The organism is Fibrobacter sp. UWH9 (genome assembly GCF_900129715.1).
GTDB lineage: Bacteria > Fibrobacterota > Fibrobacteria > Fibrobacterales > Fibrobacteraceae > Fibrobacter.
In genome coordinates, this window is record NZ_FQWP01000001.1 from 53,817 (window position 1) to 72,893 (window position 19,077).

The window sequence follows — 19,077 nt, forward strand, 5'->3', positions numbered from 1 at the left end:
GGATTATTTTTTATGGCAGCAATTAGTGTCTTTGGGCTTGGGTATGTGGGTTGCGTCGGCATTGCATGCTTGGCGAAACTGGGCAACAAGATGGTGGGCTGCGATGTTGATGCAAACAAGGTTTCCCGTGTTTCCAAGGGTCTTCCGACCATTGTCGAAAGAGACATTGATGAATTGATGGAAGAAGGCTTCAAGGCTGGGTTGATTTCTGCAACCGAGTCTGTCGAAGAGGCTGTCTTGAATACGGATTTGTCTTTCCTGTGCGTTGGAACTCCCAATGCACCTGATGGACATCTGGATGTTTCTTATTTGATAACCGCTGCAGAAAGTATTGGCTCTGCACTCAAGAAGAAGGACTCGTTCCATATTGTCATTATCCGTAGTACGGTTCCTCCTGGAACTAACGCTATGATTTCAGAACGTATCGCTGAAATTTCCGGCAAGCAGGTCAATATGGATTTTGCTGTTGTTTCCAATCCGGAATTTCTGCGTGAAGGGACTGCAGTAAAGGACTTCCTGAATCCTCCCATTACCGTTATTGGATCTCAGAACGAGATTGCGGTTAAGACCTTGCGTACCTTGTATGAACCTCTTGGCAGTGAAATTGCCGAAGTTCCCGAAAAGGTTGCTGAGATTATCAAGTTTGTCAATAACTCTTACCATGCCCTCAAGGTGACATTCGGTAACGAGGTTGGCGCAATTTGTAAGTCTCTGGGAATCGATAGCCATCAGGTGATGAACTTGTTCTGCAAGGATACTCAGCTGAATATCTCTCCGTACTATTTCAAGCCCGGTTTTGCCTATGGTGGCTCTTGCTTGCCTAAGGATCTTAAGGGTTTGAAGTTCCTTGCTGAAAATAATGATGTCAGTGTACCTGTCCTTGACTCCATTGAAAAGAGTAACGATGCTCACATCGATAGAGTTGTTGAACTGGTCAAGAATTCTGGATGCAAGGATGTGGGCGTTATTGGATTGACCTTTAAGGCCGGCACTGACGATTTGAGAAATTCTGCTTCGACTCGTATGGTCGAGGCTCTGATGAAGTCCGGTTACAATGTCCGTATCTTTGACAGATTCCTGAACCTGGCTCTGGAAAAAGAAACGAACCTTAAGGATTTGAATTCTCGAATTCCTCATTTGCTGCCCCTTTTGAAGGGCTGCACCGAGGATGTGGTGAAGTGCAGTTCCCTGGTGATTGTGACCGTGCGTAATCCCGATATTCCTGCGATGATCCGTAAGTACACGAACGTACGTTTCTTCGATCTGGACCGTGTGAAGGATTCTTCTGTAGAATGCTTGCCCAATTATGAGGGCTTCTGCTGGTAGTATTTTATGTCTGAGTTGTGCGGAAAGAAAGTCTGTATCGTTGTTGAAAACTTGCCGGTTCCTTTTGATAGGCGCGTCTGGCAGGAAGCAACGTCGCTTCATGATGCTGGTGCCGAAGTTACTGTGATTTGTCCCCAGACAAAGAAGTATCCCTTGGCGTACGAAGAACTTGACGGTATCAAGATTTATCGTCATCCGCTTCCTGAAGCAAACAGAACCTTGGATTATTTCAAGGAATATTTCTGTGCTCTCTTTCATGAATTTAGACTGCTCTTGAAGGTGTTCCGGAAGCAGGGCGTGCAGGATGTAATCCATGCCTGCAATCCTCCTGACTTGATTTTCATTGCGGCATTCCCGTTTTATGCATTGACCCGCTGCAAGTTCCTCTTTGATCATCATGACATCAATCCGGAACTGTGGATTGCCAAGTTCGGTAAGAAGGGCTTGGGTTACCAGGCTATGCTCCTGGTAGAACGTTTGACGTACCATTTTGCTAAACACGCTATCGTCACTAATGAATCCTACAAGGAAATTGCCATCCGTCGTGGTAAAAAGCGGGAAGAAGATGTGACGGTTGTCCGTAGCGGTCCCAATATCCAGAAACTGAAAGTGGGCCCGGCCAAGCCTGAAGTGAAGCAGGGCTTTAAGCATCTCGTTGGTTATATTGGCGTTATGGGAAAGCAGGAAGGTATTGATCTGCTGCTCCAGTCTGTCGACTACATCGTAAATAAGAAAGGTCGCAAGGATATCCGTTTCTGCATTATGGGCGGCGGTCCTTCTCTTGAAGAACTCCGTCAGATGAATCAGTCCATGGGTCTTTCTGATTATGTGGAATTCCCGGGTCGCGTGTCGGACGAGTATCTGGCCGATGTGTTGAATACTGCGGATGTGTGTGTGAATCCGGACCTGCCCTCTGAAATGAACGACAAGTCTACCATGAATAAAATTATGGAGTACATGGCGTTTGGAAAGCCGATTGTGCAGTTCACCTTGAAGGAAGGTAAGTTCAGCGCTCAGGAAGCTTCTCTTTATGCAGAGAATACTAGCACGGAAGATTTTGCAGAAAAGATTCTCTGGTTGCTTGAAAATCCCGAAAAGGCTGCAGAAATGGGCCGCTTTGGCCGCAAGCGTGTCGAAAGCGAGTTAAGCTGGGAATATGAACGCCCGAAGCTGATCGGGGCCTATAAGAAGCTGCTGAAGGTTTAACAGTAAAATTAGCCCTCACTTTGAGGGCTTTTTTTATTTAAAGTTTGCTGTATAGGAAGACTTCTTTTCTGGGGAAACTAGGCGCGGATTTTCTGTAACGCCGTCGTCCCATTGGGTAAAGTTGTGTCCGCTTTCGGGGATGGCCTCTATTAGGAGTTTGTTTCCTCTAAAGAATGTTCCACTAAATGTTTTTGAATGATTTTCTGGAAGCCGCATTCCGTCGATGGTTATGTAGCCGGCTCCCTTGGCTTCGAAAGAAACAGGTGTGGTCTTGCCTAGGTTGAATTCTTTTCTGTAATCTTCTATGACGGATTTGTCGCGTTCTACGGCCCATTTTATGATGTCCTCGCCGTCTTTAGAAACGGAGCGAGGGAATCGTTCCATGTCACGGTCCATTTCGTCGGAGTCAATTTGGGCTAGAATCGTCTTAACAGCATTGGAAACTTTTTCGGCGGTTAGATAGTGACTAAACAGAATGGCGGAATGATTGATGAAGGCTCTCTTGAAGTCATCATTTTGAATGAGTTGAGTGTAAACCTTGGCAAATGACCATGGGGTTGAACGGTCTCGGATCCAGTCGAATATGTTCTGGTTGCTTTTTTGCCATTCATGGGAATCAAGGTTAAAACCATGATCTATGTCGAATGCCATGTATTTCCAACGTGTGGAATCTGATTTCCAGGCACGAACGTTATTTGTTGGCCAATCGTCGTTGAGGCTGTAAATTTCAAAAGCCATGTAGTTCGTGAAGTTTATTATGTCCAATTTTGTTTGCAGGGTGTCGTATTCGTCTTGCCTTGAAAAATCGGAATTGGCGATGTACCTGATGAAATCAACGTATTTTTTAATTGATTCTCCGCTGAAATTTTCGCGGTGATGTTCTACGACGGTTACGGTTTTTGAGTTGATTCCGTAGTTGGTCTCTATATAATCAGCGTTTAATATTTCGCGTATGTTGTGGATTCCGTAGTATTCGCCGTTATAGAAAACTACTACGGGGTGTGAACGCTGGTAATCTATGGTTGTCCCTTCCAGAAGGCTTGTGAATGCGGCGTCTCCTACATAATCCTTGTAGAATCGATTGCCGAGATTTCTAAGACGGAAAGATTTGAATTTATTGTTGTTGGGGCGAGTGTCGAAAAGCGTGTAGGTGAGTTTGCCGTCTTGATAGACTTTTCTCATTTTGATGTTGACGGATTTCTTTGGGTAGTATCGGGTGCAGCCTCCTGCAATGGAAATTCCTGCATCAATTTCAAAACTGACTTTCTTGGATGAACTTCCTTTTGCGAAATATTCGACGTGGACGGGGTATTCCGTTTCATTGAGATATCCGGCATCCGCGTTGGGGTCAGAACATGAGTGATTGTCGTAATAGTAGGATTCCTTGAAAAAGATGGGGTCTACGCTAACGGAGATTACTGGCATCTTTATTTTTTCGCCGACAAAGTAGGATCTGGTTGTCGTGTTTATGGTAAGTGCTCCGTTTTTAAAACCGGCGCAACGCAAGATGGTGTTTTTTTCGATGAGGAGATTCTTACTGAAAATGGGGGAATTTTTGCTGGGAATAGATCCGTCCTGTGTGCAGCGGATGGTTTCCTTGTCGGATGGCGTCGGTGCCTGCAGGATAAAAGGATCTTTGTAGAATCCGGATTTTGTATTTAGATTTATGGTTTTGGCTATTTCCGAATACCAGTTTGAATCTACGTTTGCGTTTTCTGGGGTGGCTTTTGAGAAGTATCCCCAGATCCCGTCATTGTTTTTCCCGTAACTGATTCCGTTTGTCAACTGAGGGTAGGTGACTGAATCCAATACGTCAAATCTGGAATTTAGCAGATATATACTGCCGCCCTTTTTGCCTAGATTCCAGTTTGTATGAAAATTTGAATCTTTTTGATCGCAGAAGACGATTTTGTATGATTTGGCTGGAATTTCCTCGCTGGAAAATTTCCATTTGTCGGGTTCCGCTATGTTATCTGTCAAGTAGACGTTTTTGAGGCTGACGGTTGAATCTTTTGAGTTGTATAGTTCGATCCAACTAGGTAATTGACCTGCATCGTCTTTAAAATCTAAATTTTGAATTTGAATTTCTGATATGGAAATGTGAGCCCGATCCTGTAAACGCTGTTCCTCGGAGGAGTCTTCCTCGTCTGAGGCAAATATTGCACAGTTGGATATCGATGAAAGAATAAATGCCGTCAATAGCATTGTCGATATTGTGGAAAGTGTGTTTTTTAATTCAATCATCATCTGTATAATGTAATAAGGAAATTGGCTTTTTTCAAGTTTTTTTATTTATTCCATTTTTAGTCGACTTGTTCTATTTTTCTATCTTTGAAAGAGAATGTCATTAGTATGGTATATTCAACGCATTAAGACCTTTTCTCCCGAAGAGGTTTTTTATCGTGTAGGTCAGCGATTCCGCACGCATGTTCTTGATAAACGTCTGTTTAAACGAAACGTTGCAAAATGCAATTTAGAGGGGAAAGTTCCGCCCCGTTTGGTTGCTGATGAAAATGCTCACTTGATGTATCCTATCTTTGAATCGGCTGTTGATATTTATAAGCCGATAGACTGGCATCGTGATCTTTCGTCGGGAAGATCGTTCCCTGAAACGTTTGCCCATAAGATTAATATTCGTTCCGATGAATTTGGCAGCGCCAAGCATGTGTGGGAAGTTAACCGCATGCTGTTCCTGACGTGTATTGCAAAACTTTTTAAGGAATCGGGAAATCGTGATTTACTAGATCTATTTGTCTATCATGTTTCATCGTGGATGGATTCGAATCCCTATTTGCGGGGGGTAAACTGGTACAGCAATATCGAGGTAAACATCCGTCTAATTAACTGGGCGTATTGCTGGAAGTTGTTGGATGCTGAAAATCTTTGTAAGTCTGACGAAAACTTCGGACGATTTGTCCGTGAAGTATGGCTTCCCCTCGTGAACCAGCATATTGAATTTTCAAGGAAGCATCCGTCGCTGTATTCGTCTGCGAATAATCACCTTGTTGCAGAATATGCTGGCCTCTTTATTGCGTCATGTTGCTGGGATTTTCCAAAACGTGAAAAATATCGTGCTTATGCCAAGGCAGGACTTGAAAGAGAAATTCTCTTGCAGAATGTGTCCGATGGCGTAAATCGAGAAGAGGCTGCCGAGTACATCCAATTTATTGATGACTTCTTTTTGCTTGCCTCCGTGATGGGAGATGAGGCGGGGTGTCCGTTGTCGTCGTCGTATAAGGAACGCCTTCATCAGATGGCTCGTTACTTGAATGCCATGCTGGATGTGAACTACAATTATCCCATGTATGGAGATGGGGATGATGGATTCCTGTTGCGTCCTGATGCTGGTGGTCATTTCAATAACTTTAGATCGCTGCTGACATCTTTTGCAACCTATTTTGCTGATGCTTCCCTAAAACGTTCCGATTTGAGTTGGGATGATAAGAACCAATTGATTTTTGACAATCAGGGAAAGGCTGCTTTTGACGCTTTGAACGCCGACGGCGATAATCCTGACAAGAATGTGTTCCTGACAGAAAGCGGTCATTACATTTTTAGAAAGATGGCTGGAGGAAGGGAAACATTTCTCCATTTTGATGCTGCTCCTTTGGGCTTCTTGAGTATCGCTGCACATGGTCATGCCGATGCATTGAGCATTATCTTGCATGTGGACGGTTTTCCTGTTGTTGTGGATTCGGGTACGTTTACTTATCATACTCACAAGGTTTGGCGTAAATACTTTATGGGAACTGTTGCCCATAATACAGTCCGCGTTGATTTTATGGATCAGGCCACTCAGGCCGGACCTACCATGTGGTTGAATCATTTTAAGTGCAGAGCCTTGCAGGTTGAAAATGATTCTGTTGTTGCAACCCACAGTGGTTATGATAAGCTTGGCGTCTGTCATTCTCGAAAGGTCGAATTCTTGCGGGACCAGGAAGAATTTATAATCACGGACTCTTTAAAGTCTGACGGATCTCATGATGCGGAAATACCCTTCCATTTAAGTCCTTGTGCGCAGGTGGTTGAAACTTCCAAGGGCGTCTTTGTAATCTCTGTTGCCGGGGCTCGTCAGGTGCAAATCACTACGGATCCGTCGCTGGAATATCGTATTGTGTCTGGCGAAGAATCTCCTGTGATGGGGTGGTATTCTGAACACTTTGGGGAAAAGGTCCCTTGCAAGGTGCTGTACGCACAAAAGAAGTGTTCTGGAAATTCAAGTTTTGAAACGAAGATTAAGGTGCTTTCATGATTGAAAAAATTTGTCATATTGGGCCGGCTCTTTATGTTCAGGGTGGAATCAGTTCTGTTCTTGTGAGTTATAAGAAGCTTTTTAAATTGCCTGAGGGCAATTTTATTGCTAGCTACAATGGCTCCTTTGTGAAGTCTCTTCCGGTTCTTTTTTTGCTTTGCTTGCGTCTTCTTATTTGCCCGCCGAGCCAGTTTGATTTCTTTCAGATTCACACTTCTAGTTATGGAAGTTTCTTTCGCAAATATTTGATTAGCCGCTGCCTCCGTCTTCGCGGTCGAAAGTACGTTTGTCACATTCACGGAAGCCTGTTTGATAAATTCTGCAATGGAGCGCCTTCAATTGTAAAGCTAATGTTGAAGGATTATTTCGTTCATTCCGAAAAGATTTTCATTCTCTCTTCGGAAATGAAGGATATTGTTAGATCGGTGTCTCCTTCTTCCGAAAATTTCGTGGTAATCCCGAATCCTGGCGAAAGTATTGCCGGTGCTCCGGAGGATCTTTCTTTGCATGAAAATCCTGTGAAGGTGATTTTTTCAGGAAGATTCGGAAATCGTAAGGGCGTGTATGATTTGATTGAAGCCTTTGATAAGTCTTCTTTTTCTGTGCCTGTGGAGTTGTTCCTTTTTGGCGATGGTGAAGTGGACAAGGTTCGTGAATGTGTTGAAAAGTCCTCGAAATCAAGTCTGATCAGCGTGTCGCCCTGGATGAAACATGGGGATTATATCAGACAGTTGCCCAAGTATGATTTGCTTGTGCTTCCTTCCTATGCAGAACGCTTTAGTATGAGTTTGGTTGAAGCACTCGGCTTTGGTTTGCCTGTGATTTCGACCTTCGTTGGTGGAACTGCAGAAGTGGTTGAAGATGGAGTTTGCGGAATTCTTTGTGAACCCGGAGACATTCTTGCCCTGACGAAGGCTTTGGAGACTATCGTTAATGATAAGGCCTTGCGACTGAAGATGGGAAAGGCGGGTTGGGAACGTGCCAGCACTCATTTTACAGGTGATGTTGTGAAGGGCTGCTTGGAAAGAGGCTACCAGGATTTGTTGAGTTAAAATATGATTAGTGTTGCGGTTCTGCTGGCGTTCTTTGCTTTGTTTGCAATGATGATTCTTGGGAATAAGAATCAGAGTTATCCTTGGATTCTTGCAAGCGTTATCCTTTTTCCGCAATGCGTCAGCTTTACCCAAAGCCCTCAGATTTCTCCCCAACAGGCTTTCCTCTACGGTTTCTTTGGCTTGGCTGTTTTAAGGAATAGCTCTGCTCTGGTTGATGGTGTCATCAAACATCCCTTGCGTATCCCTCTGTTTTTGTTGATGATGTCTCTCGCAGGAACTGCTGTATTGAATGGGGACGGTTCGAAGGGCCTTTATAATGCATTCCGCTATTTCATGGAGAGCTATGCCTACCTTATTGTTGCCTATATGGGTGGCTTGTATTTTAAGGAAATAAAGATTGAGGAAAAGTGGTTCTATCCTGTAGCTGTCATATGTGTGCTGGGTGTAATCGAGTTTGTGCTGCGTACGAATTATATCTTCCCCCTGATTTGTAAGGCGTTCCCGAATTATGATGGCTTTTATGATTTGAACAGTGCCGTTTCTGCTTCAAGAAGCTATCGAAACAGAATATTCGTGACGACGATTCATCCCTCTGCGTTTGGCTGTATGATGAGCTGTGCCTTGATGATGTTTACCTGTTGCATGAAAAGAATTCCGTGGCCTCGCAACAAGGTGTGGTTTGTATGGGGTGCCCTGTTCCTGTTAGTGTGCCTTTCCGGATCAAGAACGGCTCTTGCTTGTTCTTTACTTGGTTTGCTGCTGTTCTTCTTAGGTAAGGTCAATGTTAAGATTAAGTTCCTTGCCGTTGTTGTGCTTGCGTTTGCAGTGGCAAATTTTGCACAAAAATTTGTTGAAGAATTTTCTGTCGAGGGACAAGGTAGTTCCATATCGATGAGACAGGAACAACTTCTGTTTTCTTATGTTCATTTCATGAACAGTCCCATTTATGGGAATGGGGTTCGTTATACAAGTAAGACGGTGATGGAGCGCGACGCCTATAATGACCGCGTTACCGATAAGGAAATTGGTGGCCTGGAATCGGTGATTTTCTTCCAACTCATTGACTACGGCCTTTGTGGAATCTCATCCTATTTTCTGCTGTTCCTGTTCGCGTTCTTCTATTTCTTTAGACGACGACGTTTTGACTATGGACAGGGAGGTATGCTGGTTACGGTAGTCTTTTTTGTGTCTGCCTGTATGTCTGGTGAGATTGGCGGCAATAATGTATTTGCCTACATGCTGATGGGGTATTGTATGGGCGCATGCCGTGTTGAAGAAGATGACGAAATGCGGGAAGAAAGTTTAAGCGGTGAATCTCAGAAGATTACTGAAGAGGAGGCTGTAAGTGAATAAGTTTTCTGTTGTCATTACGACAAAAAATCGTTGTCAACTTTTAGAAAAGGCAATTCAGAGCGCCCTGTCGCAGACCACGGGGGATTTGGAATGTATCGTTGTGGATGACGCCTCTACTGATGATACCCAGAAAATTTATGCCGTAGATCCTCGCATCGTTTACGTTCGCATTGATGCCAAGGATTCACGAGGTGGAAATTATGCCCGTAATCAGGGTATTGCTCGGGCCACAGGCAAGTTTATTGCATTTCTTGATGATGATGATGAGTGGCTTCCTAATAAGCTTGAAAAACAGTTAGCTCTCCACGATCAACATCCGGGCTCCGTCATTTTTTGTGGAAGAACTTTCAAAAAAGTTTCAAGTGAAGGTGAAACTCTTCATACCGTCATTCCTCCACAGAAATTTTCTGGGAACTTGTCTCGCCTAATCCGTACCACTTACGTGACTTCCACTTCATGCCTTTTCTTCCCTAGAAATTTGCTTGAAAAAGTTGGAAATTTTGATGAACGTTTGACTTTTTGGCAGGAGTATGAACTGTGCATCCGTTTGGCACAGGTGGCTGAATTTCATTTTGTGCCGGAAGCCCTTGTGGTTTGTCTAGATGAGGTGAATGTCAAGGCTCGCGTTTCTAATAACGTGCTGAACTGGTCAGAAAATACTTCATACATCCGGAATAAGCATCAGTCCCTCTACGATGAACTGAGCTTCAAGGAAAATTGGGCCTATCATGCAACTTTGGTAAAAGACGCATTCCGACGTCACCAGCGTGCAGGAATGAAGGCTAAGGCTTTCTATTACGGTGTTATCCGTTTCTTTGTTGAATATATTCCCACGAAAGTTCTTCATCTTTTTTGAGGTACGATATGAAAAAAGTTTGTTTCTATCCGTCATGTCAAAAAAGAACAAATCATTTCCTGTTTAATCTGGCGAAGTTGCTGGAGTCTTCGGGCAATTTTCAATGTGTGAGCTACAAAGAAATGAAGAAAGAAGGCTCTGGGAATTTGTTTGAATCGGATGTTTATCACATCAACTGGTTTGATCAGAGTAAGACTTTTTTCTCCTTTTTAAAGAGACTCTATTTTTTACTTGCTCTGAAACAGAAGAATAAACGTATTGTCTGGACGATTCACAATATCGTTTCTCATGTAAAGACTCCTTTTTACAACAAGATTCTCTTTAAGCTGCTGGCCCGTTTTTCAAGTGTTATTCATGTGATGTGCGAAGACACTCTGACTATTGCCCATCTTGAAAAATATGCAGGGAAGGTTAAGCTTGTTCCTCATGGAGATTATTACGGGTCTTACCCTGAAAGCGATCTTGATGTTCGCAAGAAGTTTGGGATTGATGAACGTTCTCCGATTATGCTGTTCTCGGGGGCTATCCAGCCTTACAAGAATATAGAGGTGCTGGTGAAGGCTTTTATGAAAGCATTCGGTGAAAACGAGAATGTGGAATTGCCTGTTCTTTTGATTTGCGGAAAGGTGGAACCTGCTTCCTATGAAGCCGATATACGTAATTTGATTGGAAACTGTAAACGCATTGTCTTTAATCCTGGTTTTATTCCGGATGATGAATTGTCTGCCTATGTAAAGTCGGCGTGCGTTATGACTGTGCCCTACAGCTATCGTTCTTCTCTGAATTCAGGAACGATTCCGCTGGCGTTCTCTCTTGGGAAAACTTTGATCTGCCCTGATATTGCATGTGTCAAGGATATTTTGAAACAGTCTGATTGTCTGTATGGCTATCACTACGAATCCGAAAGCGAACATGTGGAAATTCTTGCTGAAAAGATGGCCGAGGCGTATTCTGATTTTGTTAGCGGTAAGATTGGCGAAAAGGAATCGCTTGCTGTGCAGTACATGGCCAGAAATTCCTGGGAATCCCATAAGAAGGAATGGCTTGAACTTTACGGAGAAACTTCATGCTGACTTTTATCTTTGTAGATTACAAGTCTGGTGAGGCGACGCTCAATTGCATTGCTCACTATATAAAAAAGTGTAAGAAGTCTCCTGCGGAAATTTCTTTTGTTGTCGTTGATAATAGCGTTGACGATGGCAATTTCGTGAAACTGTCTAGCGCCTATTCCACTATTTCGATAACAGAATATGATGGATCTGTTCTGGAAGAAAAGAATGTGGATGGCTACCGTCTGCTTTTGTGGAAGAATACTAGCAATGCGGGATATGGAAAGGGAAATAATGCCGGCGCGAAAATTGCAGGCGAGTTCCTGGGAAGCGATTATCTGATTTTTACAAATAATGACTTGCTTGTCCTTGATGATACTCTTTCGGTTGACACCCTGATTACCGAGACCGAAAAGCCGAATGTGGCTATCGTCGGCCCGTCCATTGTCGGTAAGGATGGACGTCCGCAGAATCCTTATTTTGAAAAGAATTTCTTTTTACGTTGGGGGTTGGACAATCTTTGCTATCCCTTGGCTCGCTTTTTGCCTAAAAAGTTGACTTCGGGTGACTTGCAAGAAAATTTTGTTCAAAATCCAGTTTTCCGAGTCATGGGCGCTTTTTTCCTGATTCCCCGTAGAATCTTTGAAGAAGTTGGCTGTTTTGATCCCAATACATTTCTATTTGCCGAGGAATTAATTCTTTCAAGGAAACTTCATGACAGGGGGTATGTAACCCACTATGTGCCGGCGGTACACCTTCTTCATAATCACTCTGAAATCATAAATAAAAATTATGATTTTTCTAAGAGGCTGATGCTCCGATTTGAATCGGAATCTTATTATTATAAGAATTATGCTGGTGTGAGTTCCGTTCAAATTTTTGTTGTACGTATGATTTTGAAGTCCTACATCTTTAGAAAGAAAATCTGCAAAAAGATAAAGAGCCTTTTTAAGAAGGTGTGATATGAACGCAATTGTTTCCGTTGTTATCCCTGTTCATAATGGTGAAAAGTATCTAAAGGAGTGCTTGGATACTGTTGTCAATCAGACCTTGAAAGACTTAGAGATAATTTGCGTTAATGATGGTAGCACAGATGGATCTCTTGCCATTCTCGAAGATTACGCTTCCCGCGATTCTCGCATAAAGGTTGTTTCACAGGAGGCGTCTAATGCAGGTCATGCCCGTAACACAGGACTTGCGGTGACTACAGGTGAATACCTTTCATTTTTGGATGCAGATGACTGGTTTGAATTGAATATGCTGGAAACGATGGTGACTGCGGCAAAAAAAGATGATGCTGACATTGTGTTCTGCAAGGCTGCCACATTTGACCAGAAAACAGGTGTTCAATCCACAAAGTCGTTTTCCCTGAAGGAACGTCTTGTGCCCAAGGGAACGGTTTTTTCTGGCAAGGATATTGCCGAGGATTTGTTCCAGTTTTGCAGAACCGCTGCCTGGGATAAACTGTATAAGGCTTCTTTCATTAAAGCGGAAGGCTTGCGGTTTCAGGAACAGGCTCGCATGAACGACTGCTTCTTTTCGACCATGGCGAATGTTCGTGCCAAACGGATGGTCGTATGCGATAAGATGTTTATTCATTATCGCATCAATACAGGGACTTCCATTACGTCCATTTCTCCGGATATAGCCTATCCCTGCACCTTGAACACCTTTGGTCTTTTACAGAAGACCATGAGGGCTGATGAGCTGAAGGCTGTTGAAAAATCCTGGAAGAATTTTGTGGTGAAAAATGTGGTAAATGAAATTTCCACGTTCTCTGTAGATGTGGCCTTCAAGTATTACACCATGCTGAAGCAGAATGATTTCGGTTTAAGCGGAATGAAAGGCTGCCAGATATATGACAGTTTCCTTTATTGCATGTACGATAAGTATTTGGATAAGGAATGGGACGAAGTATCTTTCAAGACCGCCTTTGAAAGTTTTATGCAGGAATATCGAGCCAAGAAAAAGCAGGCGAACTGGAAAAAATCTTTCAGTGGTTTGATTTCCCTGTTGCGTTCCCACAGCTTCTCCAGTTTAGTTCGTCAGTTTAGAAATTCCCGATAGGGGATCGTATGAATGGTTGTGGACTGATTTTCGCTATTTTACTAGCGGTATCTACGGCCATGGCTAGTGACCTGGATTCCCTTTTAGATCGTTTGAGAGAGGACTATTCCTCGAATGTTCCTCCGGAAGAATCCCTGAAAATTGTTGAGGACCTACATTCTGACGGAACATGGTCTGGCCCCAAATATCATGAGAAGGGGCATACTCCCATTGAACATTTGAAAAAGACGAGAACGTTGGCGGAAAGCTATGCATATGCCTGTGCTGGACCGACTGCCAATAGTGAGTGCCTAAAAATAAAGGAGGCCGCAATAAGGTCTCTGCTTTTTTGGTTTAGTCGCGAAGAGGATTTTGTAAACGATAATTGGTGGATGAATGAAGTCGGTGTGCCGAGGGAGCTGGCTCCCATTGCACTGTTGCTGTGGGATGAATTGCCTGATTCATTGAGGACCAAAATTATTCGATGTTTCCCTGAATTGCCGAGTCGGAATGGTGTTAACAGAACATGGATTTCTGAACTGGTCGTTATCCGTGGAATTCTGGAGCGAAGAGATTCTCTGATTTATGATGGTCTGAAAAATATTGAGTCCACCATGCTTGTTACAAGTAGGGAAGGGCACCAGAAGGACCATTCCTTTTTTATGCATGGCAATCTGTTGTATAATGGCGGGTACGGGAAAATGGCTTTGTCTATTGGAGCGAAGTGGGCGTCCTTTTGTCGTGGGACGGTATATGCCTTTAATCAGGAAACACTTGATGCAATGAGCGCTCTTGCCTTGCATGGAAATCGCTGGATGATGTGGAAAGGGATGGTGGATCCCATGGTTCTAGGCCGTGAAATTTCTCGTAAGGACGATAACAAGAATGCAGGGGGATACGTTTATATTATCAGGAATTTGGAAAGTGTAGATTCCTCCCGTGCGGAAGATTATTCCTTGTGGAAAAAGGAAATAAAAGGAGAAAATTTTCTTTCGGGTTGCCATTACTTTGAGCGAGGAGAATTGATGGTTTGCCGTTCCGATGATTATTACATCTCTCTCAAGATGTCTTCAAGGAAAACGGTAGGTAGCGAAAGCATCAATCGTGAAAATCGGAAGGGGTTTTGGTTAGGGGCGGGAGTCCTGTCTGTATACCGTCACCCGGATGATTTTAAGGATATTTACCCTCTATGGGATTGGTCTATGCTTCCTGGGATTACTTGTTACGACAAGTCCGAACAGAAGGAAAAACGTGTGACTAATGAGTCTCGATTTGTTGGTGGCTTGAGTGAAGGAAACATTGGCGTCGCAACAATGATTGTTGATCGTTCGGGAATCTATGCCAAGAAAACCTGGGTGTTCATCAATGGCACTATCGTTGCCCTGGGGGCTGATATTTCTAGCAGGATTGATTCTCCGATCCGAACAACACTGGATCAGCGCTTGTTGTCGACGGATTTTTCGCTTGAGGCTGTTCCTGCCGTTGGCGACTCTCTTGAATCGTTAATGGTTCTGCATAATGGAATTGGTTATCGCAGTCTAGACGGTCAGACCTTCAAGGTAAAGGTTGAAAATCGTGAAGGAAACTGGAGTGAAATCGGTACAACGAAATTTGTTGAACATGGAAAAATTTTCTCGCTATGGATAGATCATGGAATTCTTCCTCAAAAGGCAAAATATGCCTATCTCATGGAGGTTGGGGCAAAAACAGGTCATTTGACTTCCGGACATAAAGAACGTATTCTAGTTCTTCAAAATGATCCTGTGGGTCAGATTATTTATGATGCCGCAAACCACATTGTGTGTGGAACAATGTTCCGAGCTGCTTCATTCAAGTTTAATCAGCAGGCGTTCTTCTTTGATGTTCCCTGCGTCTTTGTTTTCCGCGAAGACGGTGGATTTCTAAAAGACCTCTTGAAGAAAGACCTTGTTTTTGAAAAATGAATTAGTTACAGGAGACTCTTGTAAAAATCAAGAAGCTGTCTAGAAATGGTCTTGCTGGATAGATGCCGTTGTGCGTAAGTCTTGTTCTTCTGGCCGTACCCGGCGGCAGCCTGCGCCAAGCCTTCCTTTATGCTGGATATCAGAGATTCCTTGCTGCCTACTTCAAATACGGGGTTCCCGGATTCCTTCAGGAACGGACCTACATTTCCTGTATCGGGGCCTACGACGACTTTGCCGAGATAGAATCCCATAGAGGCGTTCCCTGAATTTAGAATGACAACGCGCTGCAATAGCATCAGGTCTGCCATCGCTCCGAATAAGGGAATCTCCTCTTCGGGAATGATTTTTGCACTTGTCTTGATGTTGTGCAGTAAATTCAGCAATAGACATTTTAGCTTTGTCTTTGCGTGGCGCAGGTAAATTCGGATGCCCTTTGTCTTTCGCTCGATGAAGAATGATGGGGCAAGAATCTTGATGGAATTCTTCTTTAGGAAGTCGGTTAGCCCGAGTAGTAAATCTCGTTCCTGCTGGTCTCTAAAGGCTCCAAGGCATAGAATGTAAGTGTACTTGGTGCTTAGTCCAAGTTTTTTTGCGGCCTCTTCTTTTGTGACGGGATCCTTGTATCTGTCATCATAGATATGATGGGGGAGAATTTCGTGTCTGCTGCGAGGATACAATTCCTTGAACAGGTTTTGACTGTAGTTCCCCATGTGCAAGATCATGTCGCATAATTCGTAGACCACTGTGTAGGCTTCTGTTTGCCAGGGAAACTTTGCAAAGTGTGGCTTGATGTTGTGACATGTTGCTACAATCTTGCCGCCCTTTTCCTTGATAGCTTGCAGACGTAACTTCAGATCCTCTGGGGTCCTATTTGTGTTCTTTAGAAGAATATCTGGCCAGTGGATGTGTATGATGTTGCAGGATAATATTTCTTCATTCCAGAAGGTTTGAATTCCCGAAACAACTTCCAGGGTGTCGTCTATTTCTTTTAGACGCTTTATAAGAATCGAGACATACGGATTGAAACAATCGTTTTCGTCAATGCCAAAATAAATCTTCATGGGCTAGCGGAAAAGGGGGTGGAAGTCGTGCTTGTACTGGAGCGAATTCTTTCGTTCGCCGATTACTTTGGCGGGTACGCCTGCGACGATTGCATTGGCGGGAACATCTTTGGTGACGACGGCATTTGATGCAACGACTGCTCCGTTCCCGATTGTTACTCCGGGAAGTATGGTTGCCCTTGAAGCGATCCATACATGGTGACCGATATGAACCTTGCCTGCCCTGGATTCGTGAGTTTCACTATTGGGGTCGTGGTCCATGGTCCAGATCATTACATTTGTTGCAATGTCTGTGTCGTTTTCAATTTCTAGCGTTCCACGGCCGTCCAAAAGTACATCTTGATTGATGATGACTCGATCCCCGACGGAAATGCCCTTAGGGTATAACAGCTTGACATGGCGCAGAAAGGAGACTCCTTCGCCCATCTTTCCCAGAATCTTTTTTAGGTAGCGTGTACGAATTCTGCGGCTCGGAAATGAAAGTATCCACGGTCGGATGACTTCTGTCTTGAATAGCTGGTATTTTTGTTTGAAAGTCATAATTTTTTTTTGTATTTATTACTAATATAGATAATTATAAGTTTTATTGTTTTGGCTTGTTCGGGGTAGAAACATAAATCTATTTGAGGTATTGTTTGCTTTTAAGAACGGTCTGCCTTTTTTTTCTAGCGTTTATGCTATTGTCCTGTACGGAAACGTCACAGGATGATGATTCCTTTGGTCAAGGCGCATCGGAATCTTCGTTGGCTTCCTGCGTAGAAAGTATAGCTCTTGAAGATGAATTTCCATTTGAAAATTCTGAGTATCCCTTTGTTGGGCTTCAGCGTATTGTCATAGAGACGGATTCTTGCGAGCGTGATATTGAGAAGGGCGTTTATACATGGGCTAGCATGCGTGTGTATGGGGAAGATTCTGCACAGGGAGAATCGTTAAAGATGCGCATCAAGGGACGTGGGAACTCCAGCTGGAATGATATGCCGAAACGGGGCTATAAAATCGTTTTTGAAGAAAAAAAATCAATGCTGGGGATGCCTCGAAATAAGGAGTGGGTTCTTGTCGCCAACTATGCAGATAAAAGTTTGATGAAAAATCATTTGGCTTATAGGTTGGCATCTGACATTGGAATGGAATTTTCTCCGCGAAGTGAATTTTTTGAATTTTATTTAAATAGCGAATATCTGGGCGTTTACCTGTTGACAGAGAGTATCGAAGTCCGAAAAAATAAGGTAAATCTCCCTGAAGATGTGGATTCCTATCTGGTGGAGTTTGACGCCAAATATAACGAAGGAGAACAAGTTGTATTTGCCAATGTGTTAGATACGAATAAGCCGTTCCGAATTCATTACCCTAAAAATGCTTCGGACAGTTCTTTGGAAAAATTGTTAAATCATGTTGAATCGTTTGAAAGATTCTTGCTGACGGTTGAAGAGGCGTCTATAGAGGAAATCTCTGAATGGATTGACATTGACGCTTTTTCAAAACATTTTTGGGTCCAGGAATTTGCGAAAAATCCAGATGCGAATTATTTTACCAGCGTCTATTTTACCTGGTCGGATGGTTGCCCGATAAAAATGGGGCCTGTCTGGGATTTTGATGTAGCTTTTGGGGGAATGCGAATTTATAACGAGGCTCTTGCGTTAAGCGAAAATTGGCGAACTAGAGATGCTTATTGGAATGCAAGATTATTTTCAAATAAGGCTTTTGCAGATACAGTTGACCGGTATTGGAAAAAGTTAAGCCCGATTTTTGAAGGGGCTGAGGGAATTATTGATTCTCTTGGGGAAGCCCTAGAATTACCTGCGCAAAACAACTTTAAGCGCTGGGATATCCTTCGTGAACATGGCAAGTGGATTTCCAATAGTGTTCGGAACTATGGAGAAGCCGTAAATAATTTAAGGAAGTGGGTCGTCGGAAGACGAAGATGGATTAATGAAAATACTCCCTAGAGTCTCCATTTCTTCTTTATGATTCTTCTGGCGATTCTGCTGTGTCTTGCGCAGAATAAGGCTATCTTCTGCTTTGCCGAAATGACGCCCTCGTTGATTTTAGAGCGAAATGTCGGATCGAATACAGCATAGCGAATAAGGGCCTTTCCAAAATCCTTTTTGAATTTCTGGATGATGGCTTCGTCTTTGATGTACTTGGAAAGGTACACGCGCATTTCTTCGCAGGATAGATTGAATCGGTATTGAGCCTTGTTCTTTTCGCCTCTGTGGCAAGCGGAGTTGGGCGTCAGACGATAGACTGATGTGACTGTGGGATCGTAGTGGATTTTACCAAGAGTCGATGCGAAGAAGAATAGCTGTGTATCTCCCATGAGGAAATATTTGCTTATTGCGAAGTCGTCGTTAATCTTGGACCAGAGAGAACTTCTGTAGACGGTGGTGACCGTTTGGACTCGGTACTGATTGGCGTCTAGGATATAGAGGCTTAAATCGCTTTGCTTATTTTTCTGAATATCCAAATTCTGTTGATTTGATTTATCTTCTAGAAATTTGTCGTTGGTCTGATCGTAATATTTGAAAGCCGTGTGAGAAAAGATGTAATCAGGATGACTTTCTAGAAAATCAACTTGTCTTTGCAATTTATTCGGGTCTATCCAATAATCATCGCCTTCGCACTCCGCGTAATATTTTCCTTGAGCTTTGGGATAGACGAAGGTGTTCCAGACGCTGACTTTTTTGGAATATTGATTTTCGGTCTGAAGAATAGGCTTGATTAAGTCAGGGTATTTTTCTGCGTATTCCCGTACGATTTTTGCGGTGCCGTCTGTGGAGGCGTCATCATGGATGATGATTTCGATAGGGAAATTAACCTTCTGTAAAAGAAAGCCCTCGATGGTTTGCGCAATGTATTTTTCTTGATTGTATGTTGCGCAGAGGATGGAAACCAATGGTTGTTGTGTCATATTTTCAATTTACTAAAAAATA

The 19,077-nt window shown here is 43.3% G+C and carries 15 protein-coding genes; 11 read left to right on the forward strand and 4 right to left on the reverse strand.

Annotation, left to right across the window (positions count from 1 at the left end; translation table 11 throughout):
• Nucleotides 1-12: 12 nt before the first annotated feature.
• Nucleotides 13-1,326 (forward strand): nucleotide sugar dehydrogenase, encoded by a 1,314-nt coding sequence (locus BUB94_RS00195; protein ID WP_073157544.1) that lies wholly within the window; start codon nucleotides 13-15, stop codon nucleotides 1,324-1,326.
• Nucleotides 1,327-1,332: 6 nt separating this feature from the next.
• Complete coding sequence (locus BUB94_RS00200; protein WP_073233270.1) at nucleotides 1,333-2,532, forward strand: glycosyltransferase family 4 protein; 1,200 nt, start codon at nucleotides 1,333-1,335, stop codon at nucleotides 2,530-2,532.
• 33 nt (nucleotides 2,533-2,565) lie between these two features.
• Here BUB94_RS00200 and BUB94_RS00205 read toward each other — a convergent pair whose 3' ends face one another.
• Complete coding sequence (locus tag BUB94_RS00205) at nucleotides 2,566-4,779, reverse strand: CotH kinase family protein (RefSeq protein ID WP_073233272.1); 2,214 nt, start codon at nucleotides 4,777-4,779, stop codon at nucleotides 2,566-2,568.
• A gap of 250 nt (nucleotides 4,780-5,029) precedes the next feature.
• Here BUB94_RS00205 and BUB94_RS00210 point away from each other — a divergent pair, with 250 nt between their 5' ends.
• From BUB94_RS00210 to BUB94_RS00245, 8 genes are all read left to right on the forward strand, one after another.
• The gene (locus tag BUB94_RS00210; RefSeq protein ID WP_073233274.1) at nucleotides 5,030-6,784 is read left to right on the forward strand and encodes a heparinase II/III family protein; all 1,755 of its coding nucleotides are present in this window, start codon (nucleotides 5,030-5,032) and stop codon (nucleotides 6,782-6,784) included.
• The gene (locus BUB94_RS00215) at nucleotides 6,781-7,836 is read left to right on the forward strand and encodes a glycosyltransferase (RefSeq protein ID WP_073157532.1); all 1,056 of its coding nucleotides are present in this window, start codon (nucleotides 6,781-6,783) and stop codon (nucleotides 7,834-7,836) included. Before BUB94_RS00210 ends, BUB94_RS00215 begins: the two co-directional genes overlap by 4 nt.
• 3 nt (nucleotides 7,837-7,839) lie before the next feature.
• A complete protein-coding gene (locus BUB94_RS00220; protein ID WP_073233276.1) occupies nucleotides 7,840-9,192 on the forward strand; it encodes an O-antigen ligase family protein in 1,353 nt (450 codons plus the stop codon).
• Entirely contained in the window at nucleotides 9,185-10,048 is an 864-nt protein-coding gene (locus BUB94_RS00225) for a glycosyltransferase family 2 protein (protein WP_073157527.1), read from the forward strand. The genes BUB94_RS00220 and BUB94_RS00225 overlap by 8 nt, the downstream gene beginning before the upstream one ends.
• Before the next feature lie 107 nt (nucleotides 10,049-10,155).
• Nucleotides 10,156-11,121, forward strand: coding sequence for a glycosyltransferase (locus BUB94_RS00230; protein WP_170932341.1), 966 nt, complete (start codon nucleotides 10,156-10,158; stop codon nucleotides 11,119-11,121).
• Nucleotides 11,115-12,059 (forward strand): glycosyltransferase family protein, encoded by a 945-nt coding sequence (locus BUB94_RS00235; RefSeq protein WP_073233280.1) that lies wholly within the window; start codon nucleotides 11,115-11,117, stop codon nucleotides 12,057-12,059. Before BUB94_RS00230 ends, BUB94_RS00235 begins: the two co-directional genes overlap by 7 nt.
• Before the next feature lies 1 nt (nucleotide 12,060).
• Entirely contained in the window at nucleotides 12,061-13,164 is a 1,104-nt protein-coding gene (locus BUB94_RS00240) for a glycosyltransferase family 2 protein (RefSeq protein ID WP_073157519.1), read from the forward strand.
• Nucleotides 13,165-13,172: 8 nt separating this feature from the next.
• On the forward strand, nucleotides 13,173-15,086 hold the full coding sequence (locus tag BUB94_RS00245) for a polysaccharide lyase family 8 super-sandwich domain-containing protein (RefSeq protein ID WP_073233282.1): 1,914 nt from the start codon (nucleotides 13,173-13,175) through the stop codon (nucleotides 15,084-15,086).
• A gap of 5 nt (nucleotides 15,087-15,091) precedes the next feature.
• Here the strand turns inward: BUB94_RS00245 and BUB94_RS00250 are convergent, their stop codons facing one another.
• Together BUB94_RS00250 and BUB94_RS17355 are read right to left on the reverse strand one after the other, a co-directional pair.
• Nucleotides 15,092-16,147: a glycosyltransferase family protein gene (locus tag BUB94_RS00250; protein WP_073233284.1), complete on the reverse strand. Its 1,056-nt coding sequence runs from the start codon at nucleotides 16,145-16,147 to the stop codon at nucleotides 15,092-15,094.
• 3 nt (nucleotides 16,148-16,150) lie between these two features.
• Nucleotides 16,151-16,573: an acyltransferase gene (locus BUB94_RS17355; protein ID WP_073157920.1), complete on the reverse strand. Its 423-nt coding sequence runs from the start codon at nucleotides 16,571-16,573 to the stop codon at nucleotides 16,151-16,153.
• 209 nt (nucleotides 16,574-16,782) lie between these two features.
• Between BUB94_RS17355 and BUB94_RS00260 the strand changes: the two genes are divergently transcribed.
• Entirely contained in the window at nucleotides 16,783-18,093 is a 1,311-nt protein-coding gene (locus tag BUB94_RS00260; RefSeq protein WP_139260076.1) for a CotH kinase family protein, read from the forward strand.
• On the opposite strand, the gene BUB94_RS00265 is transcribed toward BUB94_RS00260, so the two are convergent.
• Nucleotides 18,090-19,055, reverse strand: coding sequence for a glycosyltransferase (locus tag BUB94_RS00265; protein WP_073233288.1), 966 nt, complete (start codon nucleotides 19,053-19,055; stop codon nucleotides 18,090-18,092). The genes BUB94_RS00260 and BUB94_RS00265 overlap by 4 nt on opposite strands.
• Nucleotides 19,056-19,077 lie beyond the last annotated feature (22 nt).